19 protein-coding genes and 2 pseudogenes are annotated in these 24746 nt (G+C 64.6%); 10 read left to right on the top strand and 11 right to left on the bottom strand.

What is annotated here, in order from left to right; genetic code table 11:
- Positions 1-1308 (top strand): annotated as a pseudogene (locus DFR29_RS23485) (DUF11 domain-containing protein); the annotation flags it as partial.
- Positions 1309-1635: 327 nt separating this feature from the next.
- On the opposite strand, the gene DFR29_RS23480 reads toward DFR29_RS23485, so the two are convergent.
- On the bottom strand, positions 1636-2505 hold the full coding sequence (locus DFR29_RS23480) for a spore coat protein U domain-containing protein (protein WP_279571534.1): 870 nt from the start codon (positions 2503-2505) through the stop codon (positions 1636-1638).
- Positions 2506-3144: 639 nt separating this feature from the next.
- Here DFR29_RS23480 and DFR29_RS23475 point away from each other — a divergent pair.
- Genes DFR29_RS23475 through DFR29_RS23465 form a run of 3 tightly spaced genes read left to right on the top strand, consistent with a single transcriptional unit; the run spans position 3145 to position 8080 of the window.
- A complete protein-coding gene (locus tag DFR29_RS23475; RefSeq protein WP_208113693.1) occupies positions 3145-4623 on the top strand; it encodes a PAS domain S-box protein in 1479 nt (492 codons plus the stop codon).
- Between the two features lie 14 nt (positions 4624-4637).
- Positions 4638-5000, top strand: coding sequence for a response regulator (locus DFR29_RS23470; protein ID WP_208113692.1), 363 nt, complete (start codon positions 4638-4640; stop codon positions 4998-5000).
- The gene (locus DFR29_RS23465; protein ID WP_166654289.1) at positions 4997-8080 is read left to right on the top strand and encodes a GGDEF/EAL domain-containing response regulator; all 3084 of its coding nucleotides are present in this window, start codon (positions 4997-4999) and stop codon (positions 8078-8080) included. Before DFR29_RS23470 ends, DFR29_RS23465 begins: the two co-directional genes overlap by 4 nt.
- A 147-nt stretch (positions 8081-8227) precedes the next feature.
- Here the strand turns inward: DFR29_RS23465 and DFR29_RS23460 are convergent, their stop codons facing one another.
- Positions 8228-8707, bottom strand: a complete 480-nt coding sequence (locus tag DFR29_RS23460) for a hypothetical protein (protein ID WP_133821073.1) — start codon at positions 8705-8707, stop codon at positions 8228-8230.
- Between the two features lie 182 nt (positions 8708-8889).
- Positions 8890-9579, bottom strand: a complete 690-nt coding sequence (locus DFR29_RS23455; RefSeq protein ID WP_133821072.1) for a hydrolase — start codon at positions 9577-9579, stop codon at positions 8890-8892.
- 240 nt (positions 9580-9819) lie between these two features.
- Here DFR29_RS23455 and DFR29_RS23450 point away from each other — a divergent pair, with 240 nt between their 5' ends.
- Positions 9820-12870: a sensor histidine kinase gene (locus DFR29_RS23450; protein WP_166654288.1), complete on the top strand. Its 3051-nt coding sequence runs from the start codon at positions 9820-9822 to the stop codon at positions 12868-12870.
- 427 nt (positions 12871-13297) lie between these two features.
- On the opposite strand, the gene DFR29_RS23445 is transcribed toward DFR29_RS23450, so the two are convergent.
- The 3 genes from DFR29_RS23445 to DFR29_RS23435 all read right to left on the bottom strand — a co-directional run bounded on the left by DFR29_RS23445 (position 13298) and on the right by DFR29_RS23435 (position 15590).
- Entirely contained in the window at positions 13298-14212 is a 915-nt protein-coding gene (locus DFR29_RS23445) for an alpha/beta fold hydrolase (protein ID WP_133821070.1), read from the bottom strand.
- The gene (locus tag DFR29_RS23440) at positions 14209-14712 is read right to left on the bottom strand and encodes a cupin domain-containing protein (protein ID WP_133821069.1); all 504 of its coding nucleotides are present in this window, start codon (positions 14710-14712) and stop codon (positions 14209-14211) included. The genes DFR29_RS23445 and DFR29_RS23440 overlap by 4 nt, the downstream gene beginning before the upstream one ends.
- A 248-nt stretch (positions 14713-14960) precedes the next feature.
- Positions 14961-15590: a response regulator gene (locus tag DFR29_RS23435; protein WP_133821068.1), complete on the bottom strand. Its 630-nt coding sequence runs from the start codon at positions 15588-15590 to the stop codon at positions 14961-14963.
- Positions 15591-15760: 170 nt separating this feature from the next.
- Between DFR29_RS23435 and DFR29_RS30575 the strand changes: the two are divergent.
- Positions 15761-16147 (top strand): annotated as a pseudogene (locus tag DFR29_RS30575) (helix-turn-helix transcriptional regulator); the annotation flags it as partial.
- 214 nt (positions 16148-16361) lie between these two features.
- On the top strand, positions 16362-16949 hold the full coding sequence (locus DFR29_RS23425; protein WP_133821067.1) for a LysE family translocator: 588 nt from the start codon (positions 16362-16364) through the stop codon (positions 16947-16949).
- 162 nt (positions 16950-17111) lie between these two features.
- On the opposite strand, the gene DFR29_RS23420 is transcribed toward DFR29_RS23425, so the two are convergent.
- From DFR29_RS23420 to DFR29_RS23405, 4 genes are all read right to left on the bottom strand, one after another.
- Positions 17112-17435 carry a hypothetical protein gene (locus DFR29_RS23420; protein WP_133821066.1) on the bottom strand — a complete coding sequence of 108 codons (324 nt, stop codon included), beginning with the start codon at positions 17433-17435 and terminating at the stop codon, positions 17112-17114.
- Positions 17436-17697: 262 nt separating this feature from the next.
- On the bottom strand, positions 17698-18513 hold the full coding sequence (locus DFR29_RS23415) for an AraC family transcriptional regulator (RefSeq protein WP_208113691.1): 816 nt from the start codon (positions 18511-18513) through the stop codon (positions 17698-17700).
- A gap of 34 nt (positions 18514-18547) precedes the next feature.
- Positions 18548-18850 carry a hypothetical protein gene (locus DFR29_RS23410; protein WP_133821064.1) on the bottom strand — a complete coding sequence of 101 codons (303 nt, stop codon included), beginning with the start codon at positions 18848-18850 and terminating at the stop codon, positions 18548-18550.
- Between the two features lie 131 nt (positions 18851-18981).
- Positions 18982-20916 carry a right-handed parallel beta-helix repeat-containing protein gene (locus DFR29_RS23405; RefSeq protein ID WP_133821063.1) on the bottom strand — a complete coding sequence of 645 codons (1935 nt, stop codon included), beginning with the start codon at positions 20914-20916 and terminating at the stop codon, positions 18982-18984.
- A gap of 473 nt (positions 20917-21389) precedes the next feature.
- Between DFR29_RS23405 and DFR29_RS23400 the strand changes: the two genes are divergently transcribed.
- On the top strand, positions 21390-22151 hold the full coding sequence (locus DFR29_RS23400) for a 2OG-Fe(II) oxygenase (RefSeq protein WP_133821062.1): 762 nt from the start codon (positions 21390-21392) through the stop codon (positions 22149-22151).
- Between the two features lie 84 nt (positions 22152-22235).
- Positions 22236-22961 carry a DUF72 domain-containing protein gene (locus DFR29_RS23395; protein WP_133821061.1) on the top strand — a complete coding sequence of 242 codons (726 nt, stop codon included), beginning with the start codon at positions 22236-22238 and terminating at the stop codon, positions 22959-22961.
- Positions 22962-22988: 27 nt separating this feature from the next.
- On the opposite strand, the gene DFR29_RS23390 is transcribed toward DFR29_RS23395, so the two are convergent.
- Positions 22989-23468: an MgtC/SapB family protein gene (locus DFR29_RS23390; protein WP_133821060.1), complete on the bottom strand. Its 480-nt coding sequence runs from the start codon at positions 23466-23468 to the stop codon at positions 22989-22991.
- A gap of 252 nt (positions 23469-23720) precedes the next feature.
- Here DFR29_RS23390 and DFR29_RS23385 point away from each other — a divergent pair, with 252 nt between their 5' ends.
- Positions 23721-24617: a LysR family transcriptional regulator gene (locus DFR29_RS23385; RefSeq protein ID WP_133821059.1), complete on the top strand. Its 897-nt coding sequence runs from the start codon at positions 23721-23723 to the stop codon at positions 24615-24617.
- Positions 24618-24746 lie beyond the last annotated feature (129 nt).

The following is a 24746-nucleotide window of genomic DNA, read 5'->3' as shown; positions in this document are numbered from 1 at the left end:
GTGACGAACACGGCCACCGTCAGCGGCGGCGGCGACCCAAGCTGTCCGGCAGCCACCCGCTGCAGCGACACCGAAGGCCCGACGACGATCGATGCGCCGCAGCTGACGCTGACCAAGACCGCGAGCAGCGGAACCTGGGGCATCGGTATTGCGGCCAGCTACGCACTGCAGGTGACGAACACCGGAACGGCAGCGACCACGCTGGCAGCGACCATCACCGATCTGATTCCGGCAGGCCTGACGATCGGCACCTTGCCAGCCGGCTGCAGCGCGACCGGCCAGACCGTGACCTGCACGGTCGCCGCCGGCCTTGCCGCAGGCTCGAGCACGATCTTCGTGATTCCGGTGACACCGACCGCGGCAGCCGGCACCAGTTTCACCAATACGGCCACGATCAGCGGCGGCGGCGATGCCACCTGTCCGGGCGATGTGCGATGCACAGGCACGGCGGTGATCACGCTGGGAGCGCCTTCGGTCACAGTGAGCAAGACGTCGAATCCAGCCAGCGGCACGACCGTCACCGGTGGCGACGGCATCAACTATCAGGTGCAGGTGCAGATCGCGGGTGCTCCGCTGAGCCAGGCCCTCACCTTCAGCGATGCGCTTGATGCACAGCTGACGCTGGTCTCGGTCAATGCCGGCGTGTTCAGCTGCGTCCCCGCGAATCCACTGGTGTGCAGCCTTCCGGCCGGCACGGCGGCAGGGACTTATACGGTCGACTATGTGGCCCAGGTGGCGGCTATGGCTACGGGCGCGGTCGGCAACGTCGTCACTGTCACCAGCAATGGCGGCGACCCTGACCCGGTCTGCGCGACCTGTTCGACCACGCACCCGCTGGGCAGCGCCGACACGGAAATCATCAAGACCGTGGACAATGCCAGTCCCCTGGTCGGCAGCACCGTGAACTTCACGATCATGGTCCGCAACAACGGTCCCGACACCGCCACCGGCGTGGTCGTGACCGACGCACTGCCGTCGGGCTTCAGCTTCCTGGGGGCGAGCGGGACGCAGGGCAGCTACGCAGCACCGCTATGGAGCGTCGGCACACTGGCCAGCGGTGCCACGGCGACGCTGTACATCCAGGCGCGCGTCAACGCGACAGGCAGCTACACCAATGTGGCTTCGGTCGACGCGGACCAGAACGACCCCATCGGCACCAACAATGTGGACGATGTGATGCTGACGCCGCGGGCCGTACCTAATGCGGTGCCGGTACCGGCCGCCGGCCCCTGGATGCTGACGTGGCTGGGGCTGCTGATCGCACTGGTGGCGGGTCTCACCCTGTATCGGCGCCGCGTCGCCGATTGAATGGCGGCCCGGCAATTCCGACGGCAGGGCATCGGTTCACGGCGGGCGCTTTCTCACGGAGCGCCCGCCGCATATTGCGGCTGCAGCCGTTGCACTTCTAAATAGGGTGGAAAGAGCATCGTCATGCGTTCGGCGGTCATCCGACCACGGTCGCCGCGCTGGCTGCGCGCGAGGCACTTCACCCATAGAAAAATAGTAGAACTTATAGGGTCACAAGGTGGGCAACGGGGTAAGCACGTCGATGGACAGTTTGCTGGTCGCATACGGGGTCGAAGCCGGGCGAGGCCGATAGATCGCAGCAGCCTGCAGCTACCGCGACACGCACCTTCAGAAGTCGATGCTCAATACCACCGTATCCGAATAGCTGCCGACGTGGCCGTTCTGTCCCGCGGGTATCCGCCCGTAGATCGGCAGGCTGGAAACCGTTCCGCTGCCGCTGACCGTCGACGAGGTGCCCGTTCCGTCGCCCCAGACCAGGGTGCGGGATGCGTCGGTATACAAGTTGTATTCCAGGCTGTACGCGCCGGCAGTCATCCGGCGTTCGTTGAGCCGGCCCTGGCCACCATTGAGGGAAATGGTATACGCGATATCTTTGTCGCAATTGATGGATAGGTTTCCAGCGCCATCCAAGCTGCTTCGGTCAAAGGGATCGTAGTTGCCGAAGTTCAGTCCCTGCGCGTTGACGCTGGGGGTCGCCTTGCCGGCAACAATGAGTTCCATTACGCCGCATTCGCGCATGGTCAGCGTGTTCAGCCGCGCCAACACCTGCTGCCTGCTCCTGTCGTCGTCCAGCCGTTCGCCGCCGAGCGTTATGGCCTTGCGCACCAGTTCGAGCAGATATTCGCCGTCAAACGGCTTCTCGACGAAGTCCATCACGCCCGAACGCACGGCCGCAACGATGAACGGCACGTCGACGTACTCGTACAGAAATATCGCCGGCAAGGCCACCCGGCGTTCATTGAGACAAGCCTGAACGTCCAGGCCGTTCGTGCCGGAAGCGCTCGCGTCCAGCAACAGACAGCCAAAGCAATCCAACCCAGGCCGCTCAAGAAAGGCCATGCCGGAGGTGTAGAACTCGACGGCCAGTCCTGCGGCTTTCAGGATCTGGCTCAGCATTACGCGGACGGGCTCATCGTTTGTCACGACGAAGACCAATGCCGCGCGATTACCGCTACGAACGTCTGCTGCCTTTTGCATCGGCATTGACCTGAAGCAACCATGAGCCCGTCAGAACGCAACCTACGGCTGCCGGATGAGGAGGTTTGGCGGCCTTTCGGCCCCGACAACCTGGCTTCCCGATCGAATCGACAGATCCTCTCTGCCTGTCAGGCGTCAGCGCTGCCAAAAAGAACTGGCCACAGTCTTCGATCCGACTCAAGTCTTTGAAAATATTTATATTTATTGAGAATTTATACCAACTTCACAACAGCCAGGAACAACCTGGACGCCGGCCACAGCAAAAAAGCCGCTCAGACAAAAATCCAGAGCAGAAAGCGCATTGCGGCATATCTGTCTTTGCATCATGCGCTCAGGGTATGGGGAGCACAATGGGCGTGGAGCAACCAGCGACGGTCTTTTCTGTCCTGGCAAAGGAGGCGAGCGTTGTAACTCAATGTCCCGTCTCGCAATGCATTCGCGCGAGGCTCTTCAAGGGGCTTTTGGCGCGATTGACGCACGCGCTTCCGCAAGCATCGCCCGGCGCTCCGGTAGCCGACGAAGGGGCAATCTGGCGACGGTTTCTGCGAGGCGACGGCGCGCCGTCCTTCACAATTACAACGTGTCGGACGCGCTCAACACGGCGCATACTGAAATTTCAAACCCTGCCTGGACAACAAAGTGCACACCGGCTTGCAGCGTGAGGCGGTCCTGGCGCGTTTCAAGGATCTGCTCGAGTCCATTCCCGACGGCATCGTCGTGGTGAGCCGTGCGGGCACTATCGTGCTCTGCAACCGTCAAGCCGAACGCCTGTTCGGCTACGAAGGCGGTGAACTCCAGGGCAGGCCCATCGAGACCTTGCTGCCACCCGCAAGCCGCGATGCGCATGTTGCTCACCGCTCGATCTATTTTGCCGACCCCGGTCCCAGGGCGATGGGTCGCGAAATCGAACTGTTCGGCCTGCGCAAGAACGGCACTGACTTCCCGGTTGAAATCAGCCTCAGTCCCATAGAAACGGAAGACGGCACATTGGTGATAAGCGCGATCCGGGACATCAGCGACCGCAAGAAGGCCGAACTGAAGTTTCGCGGCCTGCTCGAGTCCGCACCGGATGCGATCATCATCGTCAATCGGGCGGGCGACATTGTCATCGTCAACACGCAGGCGGAAACCCTGTTTGGCTACGACCGCGCGATGATGACCGGGTCAAAGATCGAGATGCTGCTGCCCGAGCGATTTCGCCATACCCACCCGCAACGCCGCGACGGCTTCTTTGCCGATCCTCGCATACGTCCCATGGGCGCCGGGCTGGAGCTGTACGGGCGCCGCCAGGACGGAACGGAGTTTCCCATCGAGATCAGCCTGAGTCCGCTCGAAACCAAAGACGAAACCCTGGTATCGAGCGCGATCCGCGACATTACCGAGCGCAAGCGCATCGAGCTGCGGCTGCACCACGCCAGCCGGATGAAGAGCGAATTCCTGGCCAACATGTCGCACGAACTGCGCACGCCGCTGAACGGCATCATCGGTTTCTCGGAACTGCTCGTGGACGGGAAGGCAGGCCCGCTCAACGACAAGCAAAAGGAATTTCTCAACGACATTCTGCGCAGCGGCCAGCATCTGCTGCACCTGATCAATGACGTGCTGGACCTGTCCAAGGTTGAAGCAGGCCGGATGGAACTCTATCCCGAGTCATTCGATGTCGCGAAAGCGGTCGATGAGATCTGCGCCGTGGTATCGCCGATGTCGAAACACAAGGGCATCATGGTCACCGTGGAAGTGCTAAAGAATGCGCAGATTGCCGTGCTGGACCAGCAGAAATTCAAACAGGTACTTTATAATTTATTGTCCAATGCGCTGAAATTTACCGACGAAGGCGGCTCCATAACGGTTCGCGCCGAACGGGAGGGATTACGCACGCTGCGCCTTAGCGTGCGCGACACGGGCATCGGCATCGACGAGTCCGACCTGGAGAAGATCTTCCACGAATTCACCCAGCTGGATTCGGGCAGCACGAGGCGGCACGAGGGCACGGGCCTGGGATTGGCGCTCACGCGCAAGCTGGTCGAGTTTCAGGGCGGAACGATCGGCGTGGCGAGCCGCTCTGGCGAGGGCAGCGTGTTCACCGTCGAACTGCCACAGGGCGAGCCTGCCGAATGAACGCGTGCATCCTGGTGGTCGACGACAACGCGACCAACCTCAAGCTGGCATCCGAGGTGCTGCAGATCGAAGGCCATGAGGTGCTGCACGCGGCCGATGCCGACGAGGCGCTGGCGTTGCTCGGCAGGAAACGACCCGATCTTATTCTCATGGATATCGCGCTGCCGGGTATGGACGGACTGGAATTGACCCGGCTTCTGAAGGCCAGCCTTGACCTGCGCAGCGTGCCGATCATCGCCCTTTCGGCCTTTGCCATGAAAGGCGACGAGGAAAAGGCACTGGCGTGCGGCTGCGACGGCTATATCACCAAGCCGATCAACACACGCACGTTCCCGACGCAGATCCTCGCCTTCCTGCGCAAGGACCCAGCACCGTGAAGCTGCTCATCGTCGATGACCACGAGCTCAATCTCAAATTGCTCCGCGCGCAGCTGGAGGGCGAAGGCCACGTGGTCGAGCAGGCCATGGACGGTGTCGAGGCGCTCGATCTGCTGGAGCGGGAAACGTTCGACGGCGTCGTCTCCGACATCCTGATGCCCCGGATGGACGGCTACCGCCTGTGCATGGAAGTGCGCAGTCGTGCCGCGATCGCGCGCTTGCCGTTCGTGCTCTATACCAGCACCTACAATTCGCCCGGCGATCGCAAGCTGGCCGAATCCCTCGGCGCGGACGCCTACCTTGCCAAGCCTGCGCCGATCGGTCGGATCATCGCGGCGCTGCTGGCCGCCGGCGACGCGTCGCGTGGCGACGCGATGAAGCGCAGCCCGTCCGTCGGCGAGCCTGCCCCGCTCATGAAGCAGTACAACGAGGTGCTGATTCACAAGCTCGAGGAAAAGGGACTGGAGCTCGAGCGAACGCACGAGGGCTTGCTGGAAACCCAGGCACGTCTGTCGGGGCTGATTGCCTCCGCGATGGACGCCATAATTGCAGTCGACGAGTCGCACCGCATCGTGCTCTTCAATGCCGCCGCAGGACGCATGTTCTGCTGCGATGCGGATCAGGCGATCGGCCGGCCACTCGGCGATTTCATTCCGTCGCAGTCGCGTGATGCACATAGCGGCCACATGGCTGCATTTGCCCGGGAAGCAGACGTCGGACGGCCCATGGGTCCGCGCGAAGTTACTGCATTGCGAACGGACGGCACCGAGTTCCCGATTGAAGCCAACATCTCGCGCCTGCCCACCTCGCGCGGCCACCTGTTCACGGCATTCATCCGTGACGTCACCGACCGCCGGCTTGCCCAGGCAGCGTTGCAAGACAGCGAAGCAGGTCTCCGGCGCGCGCAGGACATGGCCAAGATGGCGCATGCGATCGTCAATGCGCAGGGCGAGGTGGAAGAACGATCGGAGTCGTTCGCGACGCTGCTCGGCGAGGCAGCGGATCGACTGCCGCGCACTGTGGCCGAGTGGATGGAATTCGTGCATGAGGACGACCGCGCCGGCTTGCAACGAGCCGTGGACGAGACCCGTCGCAACAGCCGCCGCTCCGATTGCGAATACCGGCTCCGACGCGCAGGCGAATGGAGGCGGATGCTGCATATCCTCGAACCGCTGGAGGCTCGCGCCAACGCAAGCGGCCTGCGGACGTTCAATACCATCCAGGACGTCACTGCCGAACGGCAGACCCAGGACAAGGTCCGGCAGTTGAACCGGGGCTACGCGGTGCTCAGCAGCATCAACAGCCTGATTGTGCGCGCCACCGATCGCGACGAACTGTTTCGACAGGCTTGCCGGATCCTGGTGGATACGGGACAACTCGCGAAAGCCTGGATCGGCCTGGTCGATGAAGGCATTGCTCCCCTGCGCATCCTCGCCTGGGCCGGCGCCCGCGACGAATTCTTCGAGGACATGCAGCATCGGCTTGTCGTCAATGCCGCCTCGACAGGCGGCGTAGTGGAGCGCGTGCTCGCCGGCCGCGCACCGATCGTCTGCAACGACATCGCGAACGACCCGACAGCTCCCGAACGAACGAAACTGCTGGATTCGGGGTCGCGTTCTTTCGCGCTTCTGCCTCTGGTCATCGAAGAGCGCACTGTCGGAGTCATCTCGATTCATTCCCCCATCGTGAACTTCTTCGACAAGGAAGAGACCGAACTTCTGCTGCGCCTGGCAAGCGACATTTCTTTTGCGCTCGATCACCTGCTGAAGACCGACCGCATCCGCTATCTCGCCCATCACGATGCGCTGACCGGACTGCCTAACCGGACTTGGTTTGCCGAGCTCCTGTCGCAGCAACTGGCCAAGACGTCCCAGAGCGCCCCCGTCGTCTGCGTGGCGCTACTCGATCTGGTGCGCTTTCGCCGCATCAACGAAACGCTGGGGCGGCGCGCGGGCGACGACCTGCTGGTTCAGGTCGCAACGCGGTTGCGCGACCAGCATCCGTTTGCTGCACGACTTGGCCCCGACCTGTTCGCCTTACGGATCGGCGATCGGCCTACCGCTCCGGAGCTTGCTCGCGATTTCGAACAAGTGGTCCGCCACTGTTTCGAGAAGCCGTTCTATGTCGGTGGCGAAGAGGTCCGCATGGGCTGTCGCATTGGTGCTGCTGTTTCACCAGGCGACGGCGACGACGCCGAATCGCTGCTGCGCAACGCCGAATCGGCCTTGCGCAAAGCGCGCGCCACCGTCGAGTCCTTGGTCTTCTACGCAGTGGGCATGAATACCACCGTCAACGCGGCGTTGGCGCTCGAGTCCAGGCTTCGGCGAGCTATCGAGCACGAGGAGTTCGTCCTCCAGTACCAGCCCAAGCTGCGTTTCGCCGACCGGCGGATCTGCGGTGTGGAAGCACTGATCCGCTGGCAAGAGCCCGGACAGCCGCTGGTGCTGCCGGCACGCTTTATTTCCGTACTCGAGGAAACCGGCTTGATCAGCACCGTGGGCAAGTGGGCGCTTCGGCGCGCACTCGACGATGCCAGGATCTGGCGCGATGCCGGAGCCGCCCCGATCCGGGTGGCGGTCAACGTATCCGCGCTGCAATTGAACCAGCCCACTTTCCCCGAGCAGATCGCGCGCCTGATCGCAGGAGACGATGGCAACACCCTGGAACTCGAAATTACCGAAAGCGTCATCATGGACGACGTCGACCACAAGATCAGCATGCTCGAAACGATCCGCAGCCTGGGCGTCAGCATCGTGGTGGACGACTTCGGCACGGGCTACTCGTCGCTCGCCTATATCTCACGCTTGCCCATTACGTCGCTCAAGATCGATCGCGCCTTCGTCATGGGCATGACCACTGGCCCGCAGGGCTACATCCTCGTATCGAGCATTATCGCGCTCGCGCATGCCCTCAAGCTCAAGGTCATCGCGGAAGGCGTCGAAACAGAGGAGCAGGCGCGTTTGCTCAATTTACTGGGCTGCGACGAGGCCCAGGGCTACCTGTTCAGCGAGCCTGTGAACGCCGGCCGATTGCTCGACATGCTGCTTGCGGATGGGGCTCCGGCGGGAAACCCGGCATAGGTCAGACACGATCCCGCTTTCATCGGTCGAACGTCGCGAACAACGTGTTCGAACGTGCTCCCGCCAAGTCCAGCCATTCCAGCGTGCAGCAGTTCCATTGCCTGACAAGCGGTCCGTGCAGGAACTGCTGCCGCGCCCGGCCATTGCTCAAGCCGCTCGCCACGCACCCCGCCGCCGCCGCATCCACGCCGCGCCCAGGCATAGCAGCACCGCCAGGAACGCCAGCATCGCCGGGCTGGCAGCGGGAACCGTTTCCGGTGCGCCGACCATGAATACGATATCGACCTCGAACGTGGTTACCAACGTGTGCGTGGCGCTGCCTTCGGTCACGTCGACACGGTAATGGCCGCTCGGGATGCCACGCATATCGACCGACAGGTCCCAGGGGCGGAAGGCGGAAAAGCAGACTGTCGGTTCTGGCGACAAGTGCACAGTGATGACATTGCCGGCGAGGCTGACACTGGCCTGCTCGGGAATGCAGCTGCTGGGGGACATGCCTACCAGCGTCAGTCGCGGGGCAATCTCCGGCGCGTAGTTCCAGCTCTGCACCGTCCAGTAGGCCTGGGCATCGCCGAGGAACAGGAACGCGCACAATGTCATCAGCAGGCGGGCAAGCAAGGGTTTCATGGACGGCTCCGTTGTCGTTTTCCACCAGAGCAGACGCGCAGGGACGGCGAATCCCCCTACCTGCAAGCCAGACCAGGCCGGTGTGCGCACGCCGCCTGAGTCCTCTTCACGGCGTCGCTGCCCTGCTCCGGTCCACGCCACCCGCTACGACGGCGCTGCGACCCACACCACCCCATAGCGCTTCATTCCGGCACGGTATACGCCGGAAACTGTGTCGGCGGCGCGCCGTGCACCATGGTGTAGGCGTATTCCACGCCGATGCCGTAGACACCGCAGTGCGCCTTGGCCAAATCCATTACCGCGTCGTAGGTGCCGCGATGCGCCCAGTCGCGCTGCCATTCGAGCAGCACCGACAGCGCCGTCACCGGCCTGGCGCCGGCCTGCAGCATCCGCTTCATCGCGTTGTCATGGGCCAGCGCGCTGACGTCGCCGCAGCAGTCTTCGACGACGTAGACCTCGAAGCCGTCGTGCAGCGCCTGGATCGTGGGCAGCGCGACGCAGGTTTCGGTCCACAGGCCGGCCAGCACGATTTTCTTGCGGCCAGTCCTGGCAATGGCGGCGACGAAGTTGGCGTCGTCCCAGGCATTCATGCTGGAACGTTCGATCGGTTCGTTGCCGGGCAGCACGGCGGTGACTTGCGGCCAGGTATTGCCGCTGAAGGATTTCGACTCGATCGTCGACAGCACCAGCGGTACGTCGAAGACGCGGCTGGCCTTGGCCAGCAGCACGTTGTTGTTGATGACGGTCTGGCGGTCGAAGTTGCAGACGCCGAACAGCATCTGCGGCTGCAGGTCGATCATCGCCACGACGCAGTTGGCGGGCGTGAGCAGCCCTTTCTCGCTCAGTGTAGGACGGGGTTCGGTGCGGGGCATGAGGCTCTCCTGGGTGGGTGCGGCGGGTGGACTGCCGCAGTGTCCGGCGAACCGGTCCGGCGCGATTGCATCTGCGTGCCGAATGCGGAGCGGCCACTGAATTCACGCAGCACGCGTCGCGCTGGCATGCGGAGCCTTGAGGACCTATAAGACTCCACTGGCCAGCGACGGGGCGGACAAGTCCTGGCCCCACGAATGTGCCAAAGCCAGGCCAGGGACACGTTGCGAGGGTCATGCCGGATGAAACACGGATCGCTGATTGCCTGGGCCTTGCTGTTGCTCGTGCTCGCCGACGCGGCGTTCGCACTGAACCCGCAATGGAAGATCTCCCAGTACGGCCACACCGCGTGGCGCCTGGAAGACGGCCTGCTGCCGGCATCCACTTATCCGATCGCCCAGTCGCTCGACGGCTACCTGTGGATAGGCACCCAGGCAGGGCTGGTCCACTTCGACGGCGTGCGCTTCGTGCCGCTGGATCCGGCGCTGGGCGAGCTGCCCGATGCGTTCATCACCTCGCTGCGGGCCACGCGCGACGGCGCGCTGTGGATAGGCACGGGGCGCGGGCTGGCCCGGCTGCGCAACGGTGTGCTCACGCGCTTTCCCGAGGCCAACCGGAGCATCAGCGCGACGTTCGAAGACAGCGACGGCGTGCTGTGGTTTACCAGCAGCGCGTCCAATCCGACCGGTACGCCGCTGTGCCGGGTGGTGGCCGAACGCGTCGAGTGTTTCGGCGCGGCCGACGGCCTCGACCTGCCGCCGAACAGCTGTTGCATCGGTTCGCTGCTGCAGGACAGCGACGGCTCGCTGCTGTTGAGTACCGATATTTCCGTGCTGCGCTGGAAGCGCGGCTCGAAGAGCACACAGATATACAACACCGCAAAAGCCACAGCCGGCATCCCGGGCGTGCTGGTACTGGCGACACGCGGCACGGCACCAGCCTGGGTAGGCGTCGACGCGACCGGCCCCGGCCTGGGCTTGAACCGCCTGGGCACCGACGCCTTTTCGCCCGTCGCCGTGCCGGGACTGGACGGTACGACGCTGTCGGTGCGCGCGCTCTACGTCGACAGCCACGACACGCTCTGGATCGGCACGCTGAACGACGGCATCTGGCGCCTGCGCGGCAATCAGTTCGATCACTTCCGCAGCGAACAGGGCTTGTCCGGCAGCAGCGTGTACTGGTTCTACGAAGATCGCGAAGGCAACCTCTGGGTGTCGACGTCCGGCGGACTCGATCGCTTTCGCGACCTGCCGGTCATCACCTTCTCCCACGACGAAGGGCTCAGCGCCGATGAGGCGGTGACGCTGCTGGCCACGCGCGACAGCGGCGTCTGGGTGGCCAATCCCGGCGCCATCGACCAGGTACGCGACGACGGCATCCGCGCACTGCGGCAGGGAGCGGGGCTGCCCGGCAACCAAGTCACTGCGATGCTGGAAGACCACGCCGGTCGCCAATGGATCGGCATCGACAATGCGCTGTATATCTACGACGGGAAGACATTTACGCCGGTGCCGGGACTCGACGGTGCAACGATCGGCATGGTGTACAGCCTGGCCGAAGACACAGACCGGAACATCTGGGCGCGCGTATCCAAGAAGCTCGTGCGCATCCGGGCGGGAAAGGCGCTCGACGAAGTCGTCGCGACCAGCACCAAGCTCGCTGCCGACCCCGCCGGCGGGTTATGGCTGGGCCTCAGAACGGGCGGGCTCGCGCGCTACCGCGACGGCGCGCTCGAAACCCTGCCCCTGGCCGACGGCGCTGACAGGCCGGTGCTGCAGCTGACGCTGGGGCGAGACAGCACGCTGTATGCGTCTACCGAGTCGGGCTTGCTGATCCATCGCGCCGGCCGGCAGCGCCTGCTGCGCGCGCGCGACGGGCTGCCCTGCGACGGGGTGACCGGCGCGCTGGAGCAGGACACGCAGGCGCTCTGGCTGTATACGCGCTGCGGGTTGGTGCGAATCGCGCTCGCCGACCTGCAACGCTGGTGGCAAGGCGAGACAGAGAGCATCGCCAGTACGACACTGGACCGGTTCGACGGCGTGCGTCCCGGCCGCGCGCCGTTTCGCAACACGGCGCAGACGGCCGACGGACGGCTGTGGTTCGTCAACGCCGTCAACCTGCAGACGGTCGACCCGACGCAATTGCCGCCGGTGCGCACACTGCCGGCGCTGATCGAGCGGGTCCAGGCCAACGAAACGGGGTTCGCACCCGCGGCCTCGCTGGTGTTCGGCCCGCAGACGACGGCGCTACAAGTGGATTACACCGCATTGGCGCTGGGCACGCCGCAGAAGGTGGCGTTCCGCTACCGCCTGCACGGCCTGTCGTCCGACTGGCAGGACGCCGGTTCGCGCCGCCAGGCGTTTTTCACCGCACTGACGCCGGGCGACTACCGCTTCGAGGTCGCCGCACGCTATGCGCAGGGGCCGTGGAGCGAGACGCCGGCCACGCTCGCATTCCGTGTGCTGCCCGCGTGGTACCAGACCTGGTGGTTCCGCGTTGCCCTTGCCTCGCTGGTATTGCTGGCCTTCTGGCTCGCCGTCGCGTGGTATTTCGGCCAGGCAGCCCGGCGCGCGCGCGCGCGCATGGAAGAACGCATCGGCGAACGCGAGCGCATCGCACGCGAGCTGCACGACACGTTGCTGCAGGGCGTGCAGGGCCTGTTGCTGCGCGTACACGCCGTGTCCGAAAGCCTGCCGCCGGCGCAGGCCACGACACGGGATGCCATCGAGCAGGCGCTGGACCGCGCCGAGCATATGCTGGTCGAAGGCCGTGACCGCGTGCGCGGCCTGCGCGCCCATGCCACGGGCGACATCGACCTGGCCAGCGAATTGCGCAACCTGGTGGCCGAGACAGGCGACCGCTGCGCGGTGGCAATCGCCCTGCTGATCGAAGGCGGGGTCTATCCGACCCAGGCCGCGGCCAGCGAAGAGATCTATTTCATCGCCAGCGAAGCGGTAGCGAATGCCGTAGCGCATGCGGCGGCGACGCGCATCGATGTCACGCTGTCGTATTCGCCGCGCAAGCTGCGCCTGCGCGTGCGCGACGACGGCTGCGGCGTACCAGCGCAGTGGCGCGAGGCGGAGAGCGAACCCGGCACCGCCGGTCATTTCGGCCTGCAGGGCATGCGCGAACGCGCGCGGCGCATCGGCGGAACCTTGCTGCTGCACTCGTCGGAGGGCGGGGGAACCTGCATCGATTTCCAGATCCCGGCCAGGCACGTGGCGGCACCGCGAGAAGGTTTGGTGAGACGGATTCTTGCTGCGCTGGGGATTTCGGCGCGTGCTCGGCTGTAAGAGCGCCTGACAACGTGGCGGACTACCGGACCTTGAGCCCGTCCCTTCACATGGGTGAAAGGCACTCGTCCGCAAGGGAAGGTGCTGACTGAATTGACCGGCCAACGGGCTGGCCGCCAGTACAAAGCAATTCGATGGCGTTGTAGATAGTCCGCGCCAAATACGAACGGCACCGCGCTACACCATCCCTGGCCAACCGTCCGGCCCGTTGGGCGTGAAGGGCAGCCAGAACCTGCGGTTCTGAAGGGCTGCCTTTCCCCCCTGGAAGCGGACGGCCATTTCTCGCCCCATTTACCATCTGCTGCTTTTTGCGGCGGGTTTTCGCACGGTATTGAAAACCCGGCCATCGACAATCGTCTGTCGCCCATCGTCGCAGCTGCCCCGTAAATTCGCTTCCACGGAACAGCTGCGCCGACAGTACGACGGATCAGTCGCCCAGGAATTTCACGAGCGCCGGAATGACCTGGTCCGGCGCTTCTTCCATCAGCCAGTGTCCCGAACCCTTCACGACCACGCCGGTCACGTTCGTCGCCACCAGGCGTGCCTGCTGGATCAGGAACTCGCCGGAGGCTTTCTCGCCGGTGAGGACGAGCATGGGCATGGGCAGCGCTGTCTTGCCCAGCGCAGCGAAGTCGACGGCATCCTGCTCGAAGGCGCGGAATACTTCGAAGCCGGCACGCATGGCGTTCGGCTTGGCATAGGCGGCGGTATACAGGCGGCGGTCGGCCTCGGGAACCGAATGCTGGGGATCGGCGGCGAAGTCGTTCCAGAAGTGTTCGAAGTAGATGCGTTCGCGCCCGCTGACCAGGGCCAGCGGTGTCTTTCCGTAAAAGTGGAAATGCCACAGGTCGCGCAGCAGCCAGACGTCCTTCCAGTTGCCGATGCCGGGCAGGAAGGCGTCCATCAGCGCAATGCGATCGACATCCTGCGGAAATTTCGCCGCATAGGCATAGGCGACCATCAGGCCGATGTCATGGCCGACGATGCGCACCTTGCCCAGTTTCAGCGCTTCGGCCAGGGCGTGCACGTCGTCGGCCATCACGGCCTTGGTGTAGTTGCTCTGGTCCAGCGACGAGGCGCCGAAGCCACGCAGATCCGGCGCGATGACGCGATGGTTCTTCGCCAGCTGTTTGATCAACGGCCGCCACATATGGCTGTTCTGCGTATAGCCGTGCAGCAGCACGACGGTGCTGCCCTGCCCCGCTTCCAGATAGTGCAGGCGCACGCCGTTGGCTTGCGCGAAGCGGCTCGCCGGTTCTTGCGCCAGCGCAGGCATGCACAGCAGCAGGGCCGCCAGACAGGCCAGCGAGGACAGCCAGCGTTTGAGTGTGTCGAGCTTCATGGGTTACTCCCGGTTGTATGGGTTTCTTTTGCCGAAGGGATAAGCCCGGTGGGGCCTATCCCGCTGAGGTGCAGGATCACTTCGCTGTCGCCGGTTTCGGCGAAATGCAGGCCGCCGGCCGGTTCCGTGTAGAAGCTGCCGGCGGGCAGTTCGCGCAGCGCCGCGGCATCGAAGCGCGCGCCGTAGCCGATGCGCCAGGCGCCGGCTACGACGGTGCCGACGCGCTCGTCGGGATGGCCGTGCGCGGCAATGCGCGTATGCGGCGGAATGCGCAGCATCAAGGTATACAGGCCGGGCTTGGACGGATCGCCGTGCACGACTACCGACTGCACCGCAGCCATGCCGGAGGTGCCCGGGCCGCCGCCGGCGGCGCGGGAGAAATCGAATTCGCCCGGTGCCAGGCGAAGTTCGCCGCGGCCCGGCGCCTCGGCCTGCGCGACAGGCGCGCTGCAAAGCCACAATCCTGCCAGCAGTACCAGGCTGCAACGGCATCGGTACATGGAAATACTCCTCTTTTCCCGGTTTGGACAAGGCAAGGCGGCAGCACGAGCGGTACCGGGCAGGCACCTTTCGCTATTACCACCTTTGGATAAAACAACAGGTTCTGTGCCGGCACCGGCCAGACCAGCCACCGGTGTCACCGGGCAGACTGCCCACGGCGCAGCGGCGCGGCTAGTACGCGAGTGCGCAATCGGCAGGCCGAAGCAGGAGACCGCATCGCCGCCGTGTCATGGCAGCCGCTATCCGCTCAGAACTCCAGGATGCCGCGCCGGATCGCAATGGTGACCGCGTGAGTGCGGTCGCGCGCCTGCAGCTTGGCCAGGATGTTTTTCATATGCGCCTTGACCGTGTCCTCGCTGACATGCAGCGCCATGCCGATCTTCTTGTTCGCATTGCCGGCCGCGACCAGGCGCAATACCTCGATCTCGCGCAGCGACAGCGCATCGGCTGCCATGTGCTCGGCCAGTTCCACGGCCACTTCTGCCAGGATGCAGCGGCGGCCCGCGTGCAGGTTGCGTATCGTGTCGACCAGTTCGCGCCGCAGCATGCTTTTGAGCAGATAGCCGCAGGCACCGGCCTTGATCGCGCGCAGTGTCTGCGCATCGCCTTTGTACGTGGTGAGCACGGCGATGCGTGCCTCGGGGAATTCGCGCCGGATCGCGACGATGGCATCCACGCCGCCCATGTCGGGCATCTGCAGATCCATCAGCGTGACATCCGGGCGCAGCGCGCGGAAGCGTTCGATCGCCTCGCCGCCATCAGCGGCCTCGCCCACCAGCTGCATATCGCCCTGGGCCTGCAGCACGGCGGCGATGCCTTCGCGCAGCAGCGGGTGATCGTCGACGACGAGGACGCGGATCGGCGCCGGCTCACTCATGGATTGGCCTCGTAGGCAACGCGACCAAGCGTCGGCGACTGCATTGTGGGCCAACACGCCGCGGGTATCGAGCGGCAGCATCGCACGGCACGCGGTCTGTGCGACTACCCGAAAGAGTGAGTGCCGGCCTGCGCGGAAGAAGATTCCGGCAACGGCCCGGGCGCCGCAGCATGCCGGCCACCATGCCGACACCTGCACGCTACCTTTCCCCTCGTACAGAAAGCGCTGCGCCGTGCAGCGAAGCACCGGCGCGCAGCGGACTGCAGCCGGCGGCGCTGGGCCGTGTACTGGCCTATATCGATGCGCATATCGGCGAACGCCATACCCTGGAAGACATCGCCCGCGTGGCCTGCGTCAGCCGCTTCCACTTCGCACGGCTGTTCCGCTGCAGCCTGGGAATAAGCCCGATGGCCTTCCTGTTGCAGGCGCGCATCGAACGTGCCCGGCAGCTGCTGGCGGCGCGCACCACCAGCATCGCGGATACCGCGGCAATGCTAGGCTTCTTCGACCAGAGCCACTTTACGCGCACCTTCAAGCGCCTTGCCGGAATCACGCCGGGCGAATACGCCGGACAGCAGGAGCGGCGTGCCGCCGTGTCGTCGACTCCCGCCGCCACTGGCGCGGCGGCACAGGCGGTTCGTCCGCATCGGCCCGCGATCCAGGCGATCGGCGCAGCGGTGCGCGCGCCAGGGCAATTTTCTTCAATAGCGCGGCGAGCGCCGCCGCTACCTTCGGCACCTGCATTTTCATTGCCGGAACCGAAGGAACCTCATGACCATCCTGCTTTCCATGGCCGCGTTCGCACTGGCGGCATCGATCTCGCCCGGCCCCGTGAACCTGGTCGCCCTGAGCGCCGGCGCCCAGCACGGCCTGCGCGCCGGCATGCGGCACGTCACCGGCGCGACGTTCGGCTTTACCGTGCTGCTGCTGTTGACCGGCCTGGGCCTGCACGAATTGCTCGCCCGCCTGCCCTATCTGACGGCCGTCATCCAATGGGCTGGCGTGGCGTTCCTGCTGTTCATGGCCTACAAGCTGGCGGCCGACGATGGCCGCCTGGGCATGGACAAACCCGCCCAGCCGCCGTCACTACTCTACGGCGCAGTGATGCAATGGCTCAATCCCAAGGCCTGGCTGGCGGCGCTGGCCGGCATGGGCGCCTATGCAGCCAACGGCGATGCCGCCCAGGTGTGGACATTTACCGCGATATATTTTGTTATTTGTTACATTTCGCTGGCCAGCTGGGCCTATGCCGGTGCGTTTCTTCGCCCGTATCTGCAGGAGCCACAGCGCATACGCCTGTTCAACCGCCTGATGGCCGTGCTGCTGGCCGCCAGCGCCGCTTTCCTGTTGCTGGCGTAGGTACTGCATCGGCCCGGCCGAAGACCGTCGCGATGATCGCTTCAACTGCTGGCCGGCGAACCTGCGGCGCTGCGGCGCCCTGGCAGGCCTTGCCGTGTCCACCACGAAAAACGCCCCGGCGCAGGGCCGGGGCGTTCGGTTGCGCAAGCGCGACCGGCGGGCTTACTTGATCACGAATTCCTGGCCGTCGATCTTGCAGATGTCGATGCCATATTCCTCGTACGGTTCCTTGCCGGAAACTTCGTAACGAAAGTCGTATTTGCAGACCGAAGTGCCGGTGATGCTGACCGTGACCGTGCCGCCGGTGGCGACTTCGCCGTCGAGCACGCTCTCGCCCCACTCGCCGCTGGAAGACGGGCCGCCGTACAAGGCTTCCAGCGTGCCGCCGGTCTTGTTGACAACGGTGAACGAGACATCGCGTGCCGCGCCCGCAACGCTGGAAAACAACGCCAATGCCGCTGCGGCGGCAATGATGATCTTACGCATGATAGGTCCCCTGTTTTGGCAAAATGCCGTGGGCAGAATAGCCGTCGCGCCGCCTGCCCGGCAATCGTTCGTCAGTGGGCAATGAAAGGAAAGCGCCGAGATGAACGATGCCCGGCAACGCAAGACACGGCCGCCAAGTGCTGCAGGCTTCTTCTAGCGCGATTCCTCACCGCGCCCTATCACGGCAACCTGCGCCGCGCTTCGTCATGCGCAGCCATCGCGGCCAAGTTCCGCACAGCGGAATCTGCGCCGATGCCTGCCGTCAGGACTGATACTGGCCCGGCGTTGCCGCGAAAAAACGCTTGAACGCGCGTTGGAAATGCGCCTGGTCGGCAAAGCCGGCTTCCAGCGCCACATCGACAATCGGCCGGCCGCGACGCAATTGCGCCTGGCCGTATTGCAGCCGGCGATTGACCAGGTAGGCGTGCGGCGTCATGCCATAGCGCTTGTTGAACGCGCGGATCAGGTACGAAGCCGACAGATCAGCCGCCGTGCAGATCTCGTCCAGCGTCAGCGAGCGTGTGCAGTTCTCGCGGATAAATTCCGCCGCCCGCTGCAGCTTGGCATTGCAGTCCTGCGGCAGTGCCCGGGACGGATTCAAACCCTGCTGCAGTTGCGTGAAGTAGGCCACCGCTGCCGCGTGTTTCTGCAACGGCTCGGCAGCGCTGTCCATCAGCAGCGCGCCCAGCCGCTCCAGCCCGGCATACAGCGCCGCATCGGTAGTCAGCATTGTGGAAAACGCCGAGAAATCCTGATTAGCGCTGAAACCGAGGCTGTGCTGCAGCGCGGTGAGCCAGGGCAGGTCTACATACAGCATGCGATACGACCAGCTCGCGTCGTCGATGGGATTGCAGGCATGGACTTCTTCCGGATTCATCACTACCACGGCGCCGGCGCCGACCTGCTCGCGCGCCTTGCCGTTGAGATAGGTGCTGCGTCCACCGGTGATGGCGCCTATCGAGAAGGTGTCATGGGAATGCGGGGAATAGCACACCGAGCGTCCGTCGGCGACGAACCGCGCCTCGATGAAGGGCAGCCTGTCGTCGCGCCAAAACAGGGGTGTTGCGCTATCCGGCATGGCCATTCTCTGGGGTGGTGGCGGAGACGGCGTCCTATTGCGACGCCGCCAGGCTCTTCTCGCGCCGTTCGGCAAATCCGGACATCGCTCCAAAAAACAGGGCGAGCGAGCTGCGCTCCATATACGCCAGCCACAGCGGCAGCGCCTCGCCGCCGCTGCGCCAGCTCGACTGAGCCAAGGGCATATCGCGGTCGAGCGTGAAAATTGCAACCAGCTCCGCGGTACAAAAGAGCACGGTAACCGCGATGCGCCAGCGGCGCGAAGCGATGGACAGGATCAATCCGCGGCCGACGAAAACACAGGCAATCATCACGATCAGCCAGATGGCCACCTGCATTGCCGGCTCCCGGTTTGCGCCAACCGCCAGTGTAGCCGCTCCGCCGTGGCTGCTGCTCTGGCAACAGCACGGCTCGCCGTTGCCTTCGCGGCCGGCTCGCCCTGCCCTCGCGCCTGCCAGGCGCCGATGGACTACTGCCCTGCCTGGAAGCCATCGCGGAACAGGCCGTCGTTCGATTCGATGACGAGATACAGGTGTCCCAGCTGTACACGCCGGGGATCGCCGATGGGCAGGCCCAGGGTTGGCCCTGCCCCCAGCAGCCCCGCGCTGGTGGTAACTACCGAGCCTGACAGCACCGTGTCCATGCCGTGGCTGTTGCGCCAGCTCGCCCAGTTCATGTTCATGGGCGAACCGCCGCATTCGGTGTCGTGCATGGCCAGGGTATTGCTGGTTTCGATCAGGTTATGACCGATGCTCAATTGCGTAGCGAAATTCGCCGGCACGGCACTCAGGCAGGAATGCCAGGAATACGCCGTGGCACTACCACTGGTGAAAATGTTGTGGGCAATGCGCGTGCCGCTGCTGCCGCTGTTGAACACGCCCCAGCCGAAGCGCAGGCCGATCAAGGTATTGTGGTGTACGTCGTGGTTACGCATGACGCAGCTTGCCGCGGTGCATTGCAGGCCGAGGCGGATGCCGGCGTTGACCAGCAGGTTGTGGTGGATATGCAGGTCTTCGGAACTGTCCTGGGCCGATACGTGGATACCGTGCGGATTCGGTGCGGCGAATGCGATGTAGTTCTCGCGATAGGTATTGCGCTGGGAATTGTCCTTGTCGTGGATGCCGCCGCTGATCGGGCCGACGCGGATCTGGTTGTTTTCGAACAACGAATCGCCCGCATCGAACAATGTGGCGGCATAGGCGCCGTTGCTGGTCATCTGCAGCGGGCCGAAATCGCTGTCCTGTACCAGCAGGCGATGGCGCGAGGCATGCACGCCGTCGCCATAGCCGTGAATGAAGGCCGGGTTTTCGTTGCTTCCCAGGCCGCCTTCGCGGCCGTCGGCAAAGCGCACGTTGCGCACGATCAGGCCGGAGCGGCTCGGGTCGCTGAAGATGCCGTACTGGCGCACCTGGGTGAAATCCAGGTCTTCGAACCGCGCGGCGGGAAAATCGTTGATGCCGACATTGATCCAGCTCTGATAATCCTGGTCCATCACGACCACTTCGTCGGGATAGGCGATGAATTGCTTGGCGCGGTTGTCGCGCACGGCGAAACCGCCGCTGAGGTAGCGGCCTTTGCGCAACATCAGCACCTGGGCCGGCGTGCTGCGCGCCAGCGCATAGGCCACGCTCTGGTAGGGCTGGGCCAGGCTGCCGCGGTCGGGCGCATCCACGCCACCAGGGGCGACGAAGACGAAGGCGCTGCGCGTCGCTTCGACAGTCACGCTCTGCGTGAGTATTCGCGGCGTGGGCGAGCTGTCGCGGATTTCCAGGCCGATGACGTAGCTACCTTCGGCAGCGGGCGTGAAACGCAGGGTGCCGTGGCGAAAATCGAGCTGCAGGCCCGCCGGGTTCTGGTTGCCGCCATTGAAAGTAAAGCCGGTGATGCGGAACTCATACGGAAACTGGCCACCGACGACGCCGGGGCGGCTTTCGTAGGGAAGGCCCGGATAGGCCGCCGCGCGCAGCGCCAGGTTGCCGAACATCAGGCTGAGCGGGCTGTTCGGCAAGGTCGCCGGCACCACCACACGCGGCCCTGGTACGTAGCGGCAGCGCACGAATAGCGGCGATGAGTCGGCCGGAACGCTGGCGCTTGCCAGTTCGGACACGGCACAGACCTGGCCAGCAGGTTGGCTGACAACCTGCAGATCCAGCGCCGCTCCGGCCAGTGCAGTCTGGGCGAAAGTGTAGTCATCGTTGAGGTTGGCCGTCAGGGTGGAACTGCCCTGGCGCAGGCGCAATTCGCCGCCCAGGGCGAGGCCACGTATGCGCACGACGACCGGAACCTGCGCGCTGATGCTGGTGACCGGCGCGGGCGGCGCCTCAGCTACAGTCGGAGCAGGCATGGCAGCAGCCATGCCGCTGCCGGCGAGCAGGACTAGCTTGAGAATGACGCTGGATGGCATGAGCAGACGCTCCCGTTGAATTTCTTGTTGTGTTTTTCTGGCGGCAATTCCACTGGTGCACACCTTTCTTTTGCTACATCGCTGCAGGCCGCACCGGCTGAGCACCGGACATTCTTCAGCAGTGCAGGCCCGACGGCAGCGCCGTGTATCGGCGCGACACGACCGGCTGCCCGGTCGGCGCCCGCCGCGACCGGGTGTGCCCGGCGCAGCAAAACGATGACCAGGCCGTGTTTCCCGCGCTTGTCCGCCTTGTGCCAGTACGCGCGCGAGCTGCTGTCACGTATCCGCGCCCTGTTCCGCCGCACCGAGAACACCGCCAATGCGGGCAGCTCGAAAACCCGGCCGGTGGGAGCGACGATGCGCGGCTGCCACGGCGCGGCACGTTGTTGCGCTAGCAACGCAAGAAACGGATGGCCGCAGCCGCCTGGCATGCCCTACCCTGGCTGCCTGTTGCACTCACTACGGCGATTTTCATGAGTACAGTTTCAGCGAGCGCCAGTGGCGCCGGCTTGCCGCAGGCAGTGCCAGCCCTGGCTGACCGCATTGGCGCACTGCCCTGGCCCAGCCTGCAGGCCGAACTCGACGCGCACGGCAATGCGCTGATTCCGGCCCTGCTCGGCGCCGACGAATGCACCCAGCTGCTGTCGCGCTATGCGGACGACACCTTGTTCCGCAGCCGCGTCACGATGGCGCGCCACGGCTTCGGTCGCGGCGAATACAAATACTATGCGTATCCCCTGCCCGATCCGGTACAGGCCTTGCGCGCTGCCTTGTATCCGCCACTGGTCGGCATCGCCAATCGCTGGAACGAAGCCATGGAAATTCCCGTGCGCTATCCGGATTCGCACGCCGACTTCCTCGCCCGCTGCCATGCCGCCGGACAGTCGCGCCCGACACCGCTGCTGCTGCGCTACGGCCCCGACGACTACAACTGCCTGCACCAGGATCTGTACGGCGAACACGTGTTTCCGCTGCAGGTCGCCGTGCTGCTGTCGCGGCCCGGCGAGGATTTCACCGGCGGCGAGTTCGTGCTGACCGAACAGCGCCCGCGCATGCAGTCGCGGCCGGAAGTCGTGCCGCTGCGCCAGGGCGATGCGGTGATCTTCGCCGTCAGCAACCGGCCGGTACATGGCAGCCGCGGCAGCTACCGGGTGAACCTGCGCCACGGTGTCAGCCGCCTGCGCTGGGGCCGGCGTTTTACACTCGGCGTCATTTTCCACGATGCGGGCGCCTAGAGAGGACACGCAGACAGCGGCAGGCGATGGCGCCGCCGGCGTATTTGCGCGACCATCGCCGCGGTCCGTCGCAGGAGCAATGCCATGCCGCTACGAATTCTGGCCGGTGCCAGCGGCTATTCGTTCAAGGAATGGAAAGGCGCGTTCTATCCACAGGTGATCAGGCCCGAGGCGATGCTGGCCTATTACGCCGAACGCCTGCACACAGTGGAGATCAACAGCAGTTTCTACGCCCTGCCCAAGGCCGAGATCGTCGCGCGCTGGGCTGCGTCGGTGCCAGAGGATTTCCGCTTCTCGATCAAGGCACCGCAGGCCATCACCCACCGCGCCCGCCTGAAGGACACTGCGGCAGACGAACTGGCGCAGCTATATCGCGTGCTGGAAGTACTCGGCGACAAGCGCGGCCCGGTACTGTTCCAGCTGCCGCCGACGATGAAGAAAGATCTGCCGCGATTGCGCGGTTTCCTGCAGCTTCTGCCGGCCGATCACCGCGCCGTGTTCGAGTTCCGCCACGACAGCTGGTTCGACGACGAGGTGTACGCCTGCCTGCGCGACTGCGCAGCGGTGCTGTGTCTTTCCGAGCGCGAAGACGCCAGCGCACCGCCGCTGGTGCAGACCGCAGACTGGGGCTATGTGCGACTGCGACTGGAAGCGTACGGCGAGAGCGATCTGGCCGAATGGCTACAGCGTTTTCGCGCCACGCACTGGAACACGGTGCATGTGTACTTTCAGCACAATGTCACCGCGCCAGGCTATGCGGCGGATCTGCTGCGGCTGGCGGCGAAGAAGCGTTCGAAGGCCGAAACGTAGTTGGGGTAAGCCGCAGGCGCCTCCAACCTATGTGTCTGCGCGCTTTTCCTTGTTTTTGTGCGGCTTGTGCTCGACAAAATTCAACACCGTGAGCACCAGCAGGGTGAGCAAGGTGATGGCCAGGGCCAGGAAGTAATAGCCGAAGCCGACCGCCACGCCGACGATGGACACCATCAGCAGCGACGCTGCCGTGGTGATACCGGCGACGGTCTCGCCGCCCCGGGTGGCAAAGATGGTGCCGGCACCGATGAAGGCCACGCCGGAAACCACGGATTCGACCAGGCGCAAAGGATCGATGGTGATCCCTTGCTGCGAACGGTAGTGCGTGTCGAACAGCAGCAGCTCGCCCAGCTCGACCAACAGTGCCGCCGCGCCGGCGACCAGCATATGCGTACGAAAGCCGGCAGGCCGGTCCTTCATTTCGCGCTCGTAGCCGACCGCGCCGCCCAGGACCATGGCATAGGCGACGCCGACAACCAACCACAATTCCCGCGTTAGATTCTCCATACTGCCGACGATGTCGACTGCGCTGTCAACTTGGCGTCAATGGAAAGCGGCAGGTATGCACGCCCAACGGCGAGGTCGCGGGCGTATGCCCGGGGAATGTGTGACGGCGCAGTTACCGCCACCGATGGTCTGCGCAAGCAAGACCAATGGCACTGACCCGCGCAGCCTGGCCGCTGAGCGGTGCGGTCAGCTTGATGCTGTTATTGAGAAAAACTACAGTCCAGGCAAACCATCGTTGCCGGTAGCGCAAGAATGAAAACCACGCTGGACGAGCTGCAGGCGTTTGCCACCGTGGTCGATACCGGCTCCATCACTGCGGCGGCCGAGCAGATGGGCCAGACCGTGTCCGGCGTCAGCCGCAGCCTGAGCCGGCTGGAGGAAAAGCTCGCCACTACCCTGCTCCGCCGCACCACGCGGCGGCTGGAACTGACCGAGGAAGGCGCGCTGCTACTGGCGCGGGCGCGGCAGATCCTCGACGCGGTGGAAGAAGCCGAAGACCTGCTGTCGGTACGCCGGCAGCAACCCGCCGGCCGCCTGCGCGTGGATACCGCAGCGCCGTTCATGCTGCACGTCGTGGTGCCGCTGGTGGCCGGGTTCCGCCAGCGCTATCCGGATATCGAACTGGAACTGCATACCAGCGATCTGTTCACCGACCTGCTGGAACATCGCACCGACGTGGCCTTGCGCATCGGCAGCCTGCGTGACTCGACCTTGCATGCGCGGCCGCTGGGTACCAGCCGCCTGCGCCTGCTGGCCAGCCCGGCCTACCTGGCCGCGCATGGCAAGCCGACGTCGGTGAAGATGCTGCACAAGCACAGCTTGCTCGGCTTCAACCAGCCGGAATCGCTGAATCATTGGCCGCTGCGCCATGCCGGCGGCGAACGCCTGCATATCAAGCCCAGCCTGTTCGCCTCCAGCGGCGAGACCTTGCGCCAGCTGGCCCTGGCCGGCGCGGGCATCGCCTCGCTGTCGGACTTCATGACCTGCGGCGACCGCGAACGCGGCGACCTGGTGCAGGTGCTGACGCGCGATACGGTGGAAGTGCGCCAGCCGGTGAACGCGGTCTACTACCGCAATACCGCGCTGGCTTTGCGCATTCGTTGCTTTCTGGATTATTTGAACGAGCAGATCCAGGGCGGCTGGAACTGAACCTCACGCAACGGCGACACGCTGTCCGCTTGAATTCTTGCCGGCGCGGCAACGATCTATTGCCCGGCCGCGGCTGTTTCGCTGTCGCACTGCCGGCTACTGTGCGCAGCCTTCAGCGCTATGCCACGC

The organism is Tahibacter aquaticus (assembly GCF_004363655.1).
GTDB lineage: Bacteria > Pseudomonadota > Gammaproteobacteria > Xanthomonadales > Rhodanobacteraceae > Tahibacter > Tahibacter aquaticus.
Note: the sequence above shows the minus strand (reverse complement) of the source record. Positions and strands in the feature narration are given on the sequence as shown.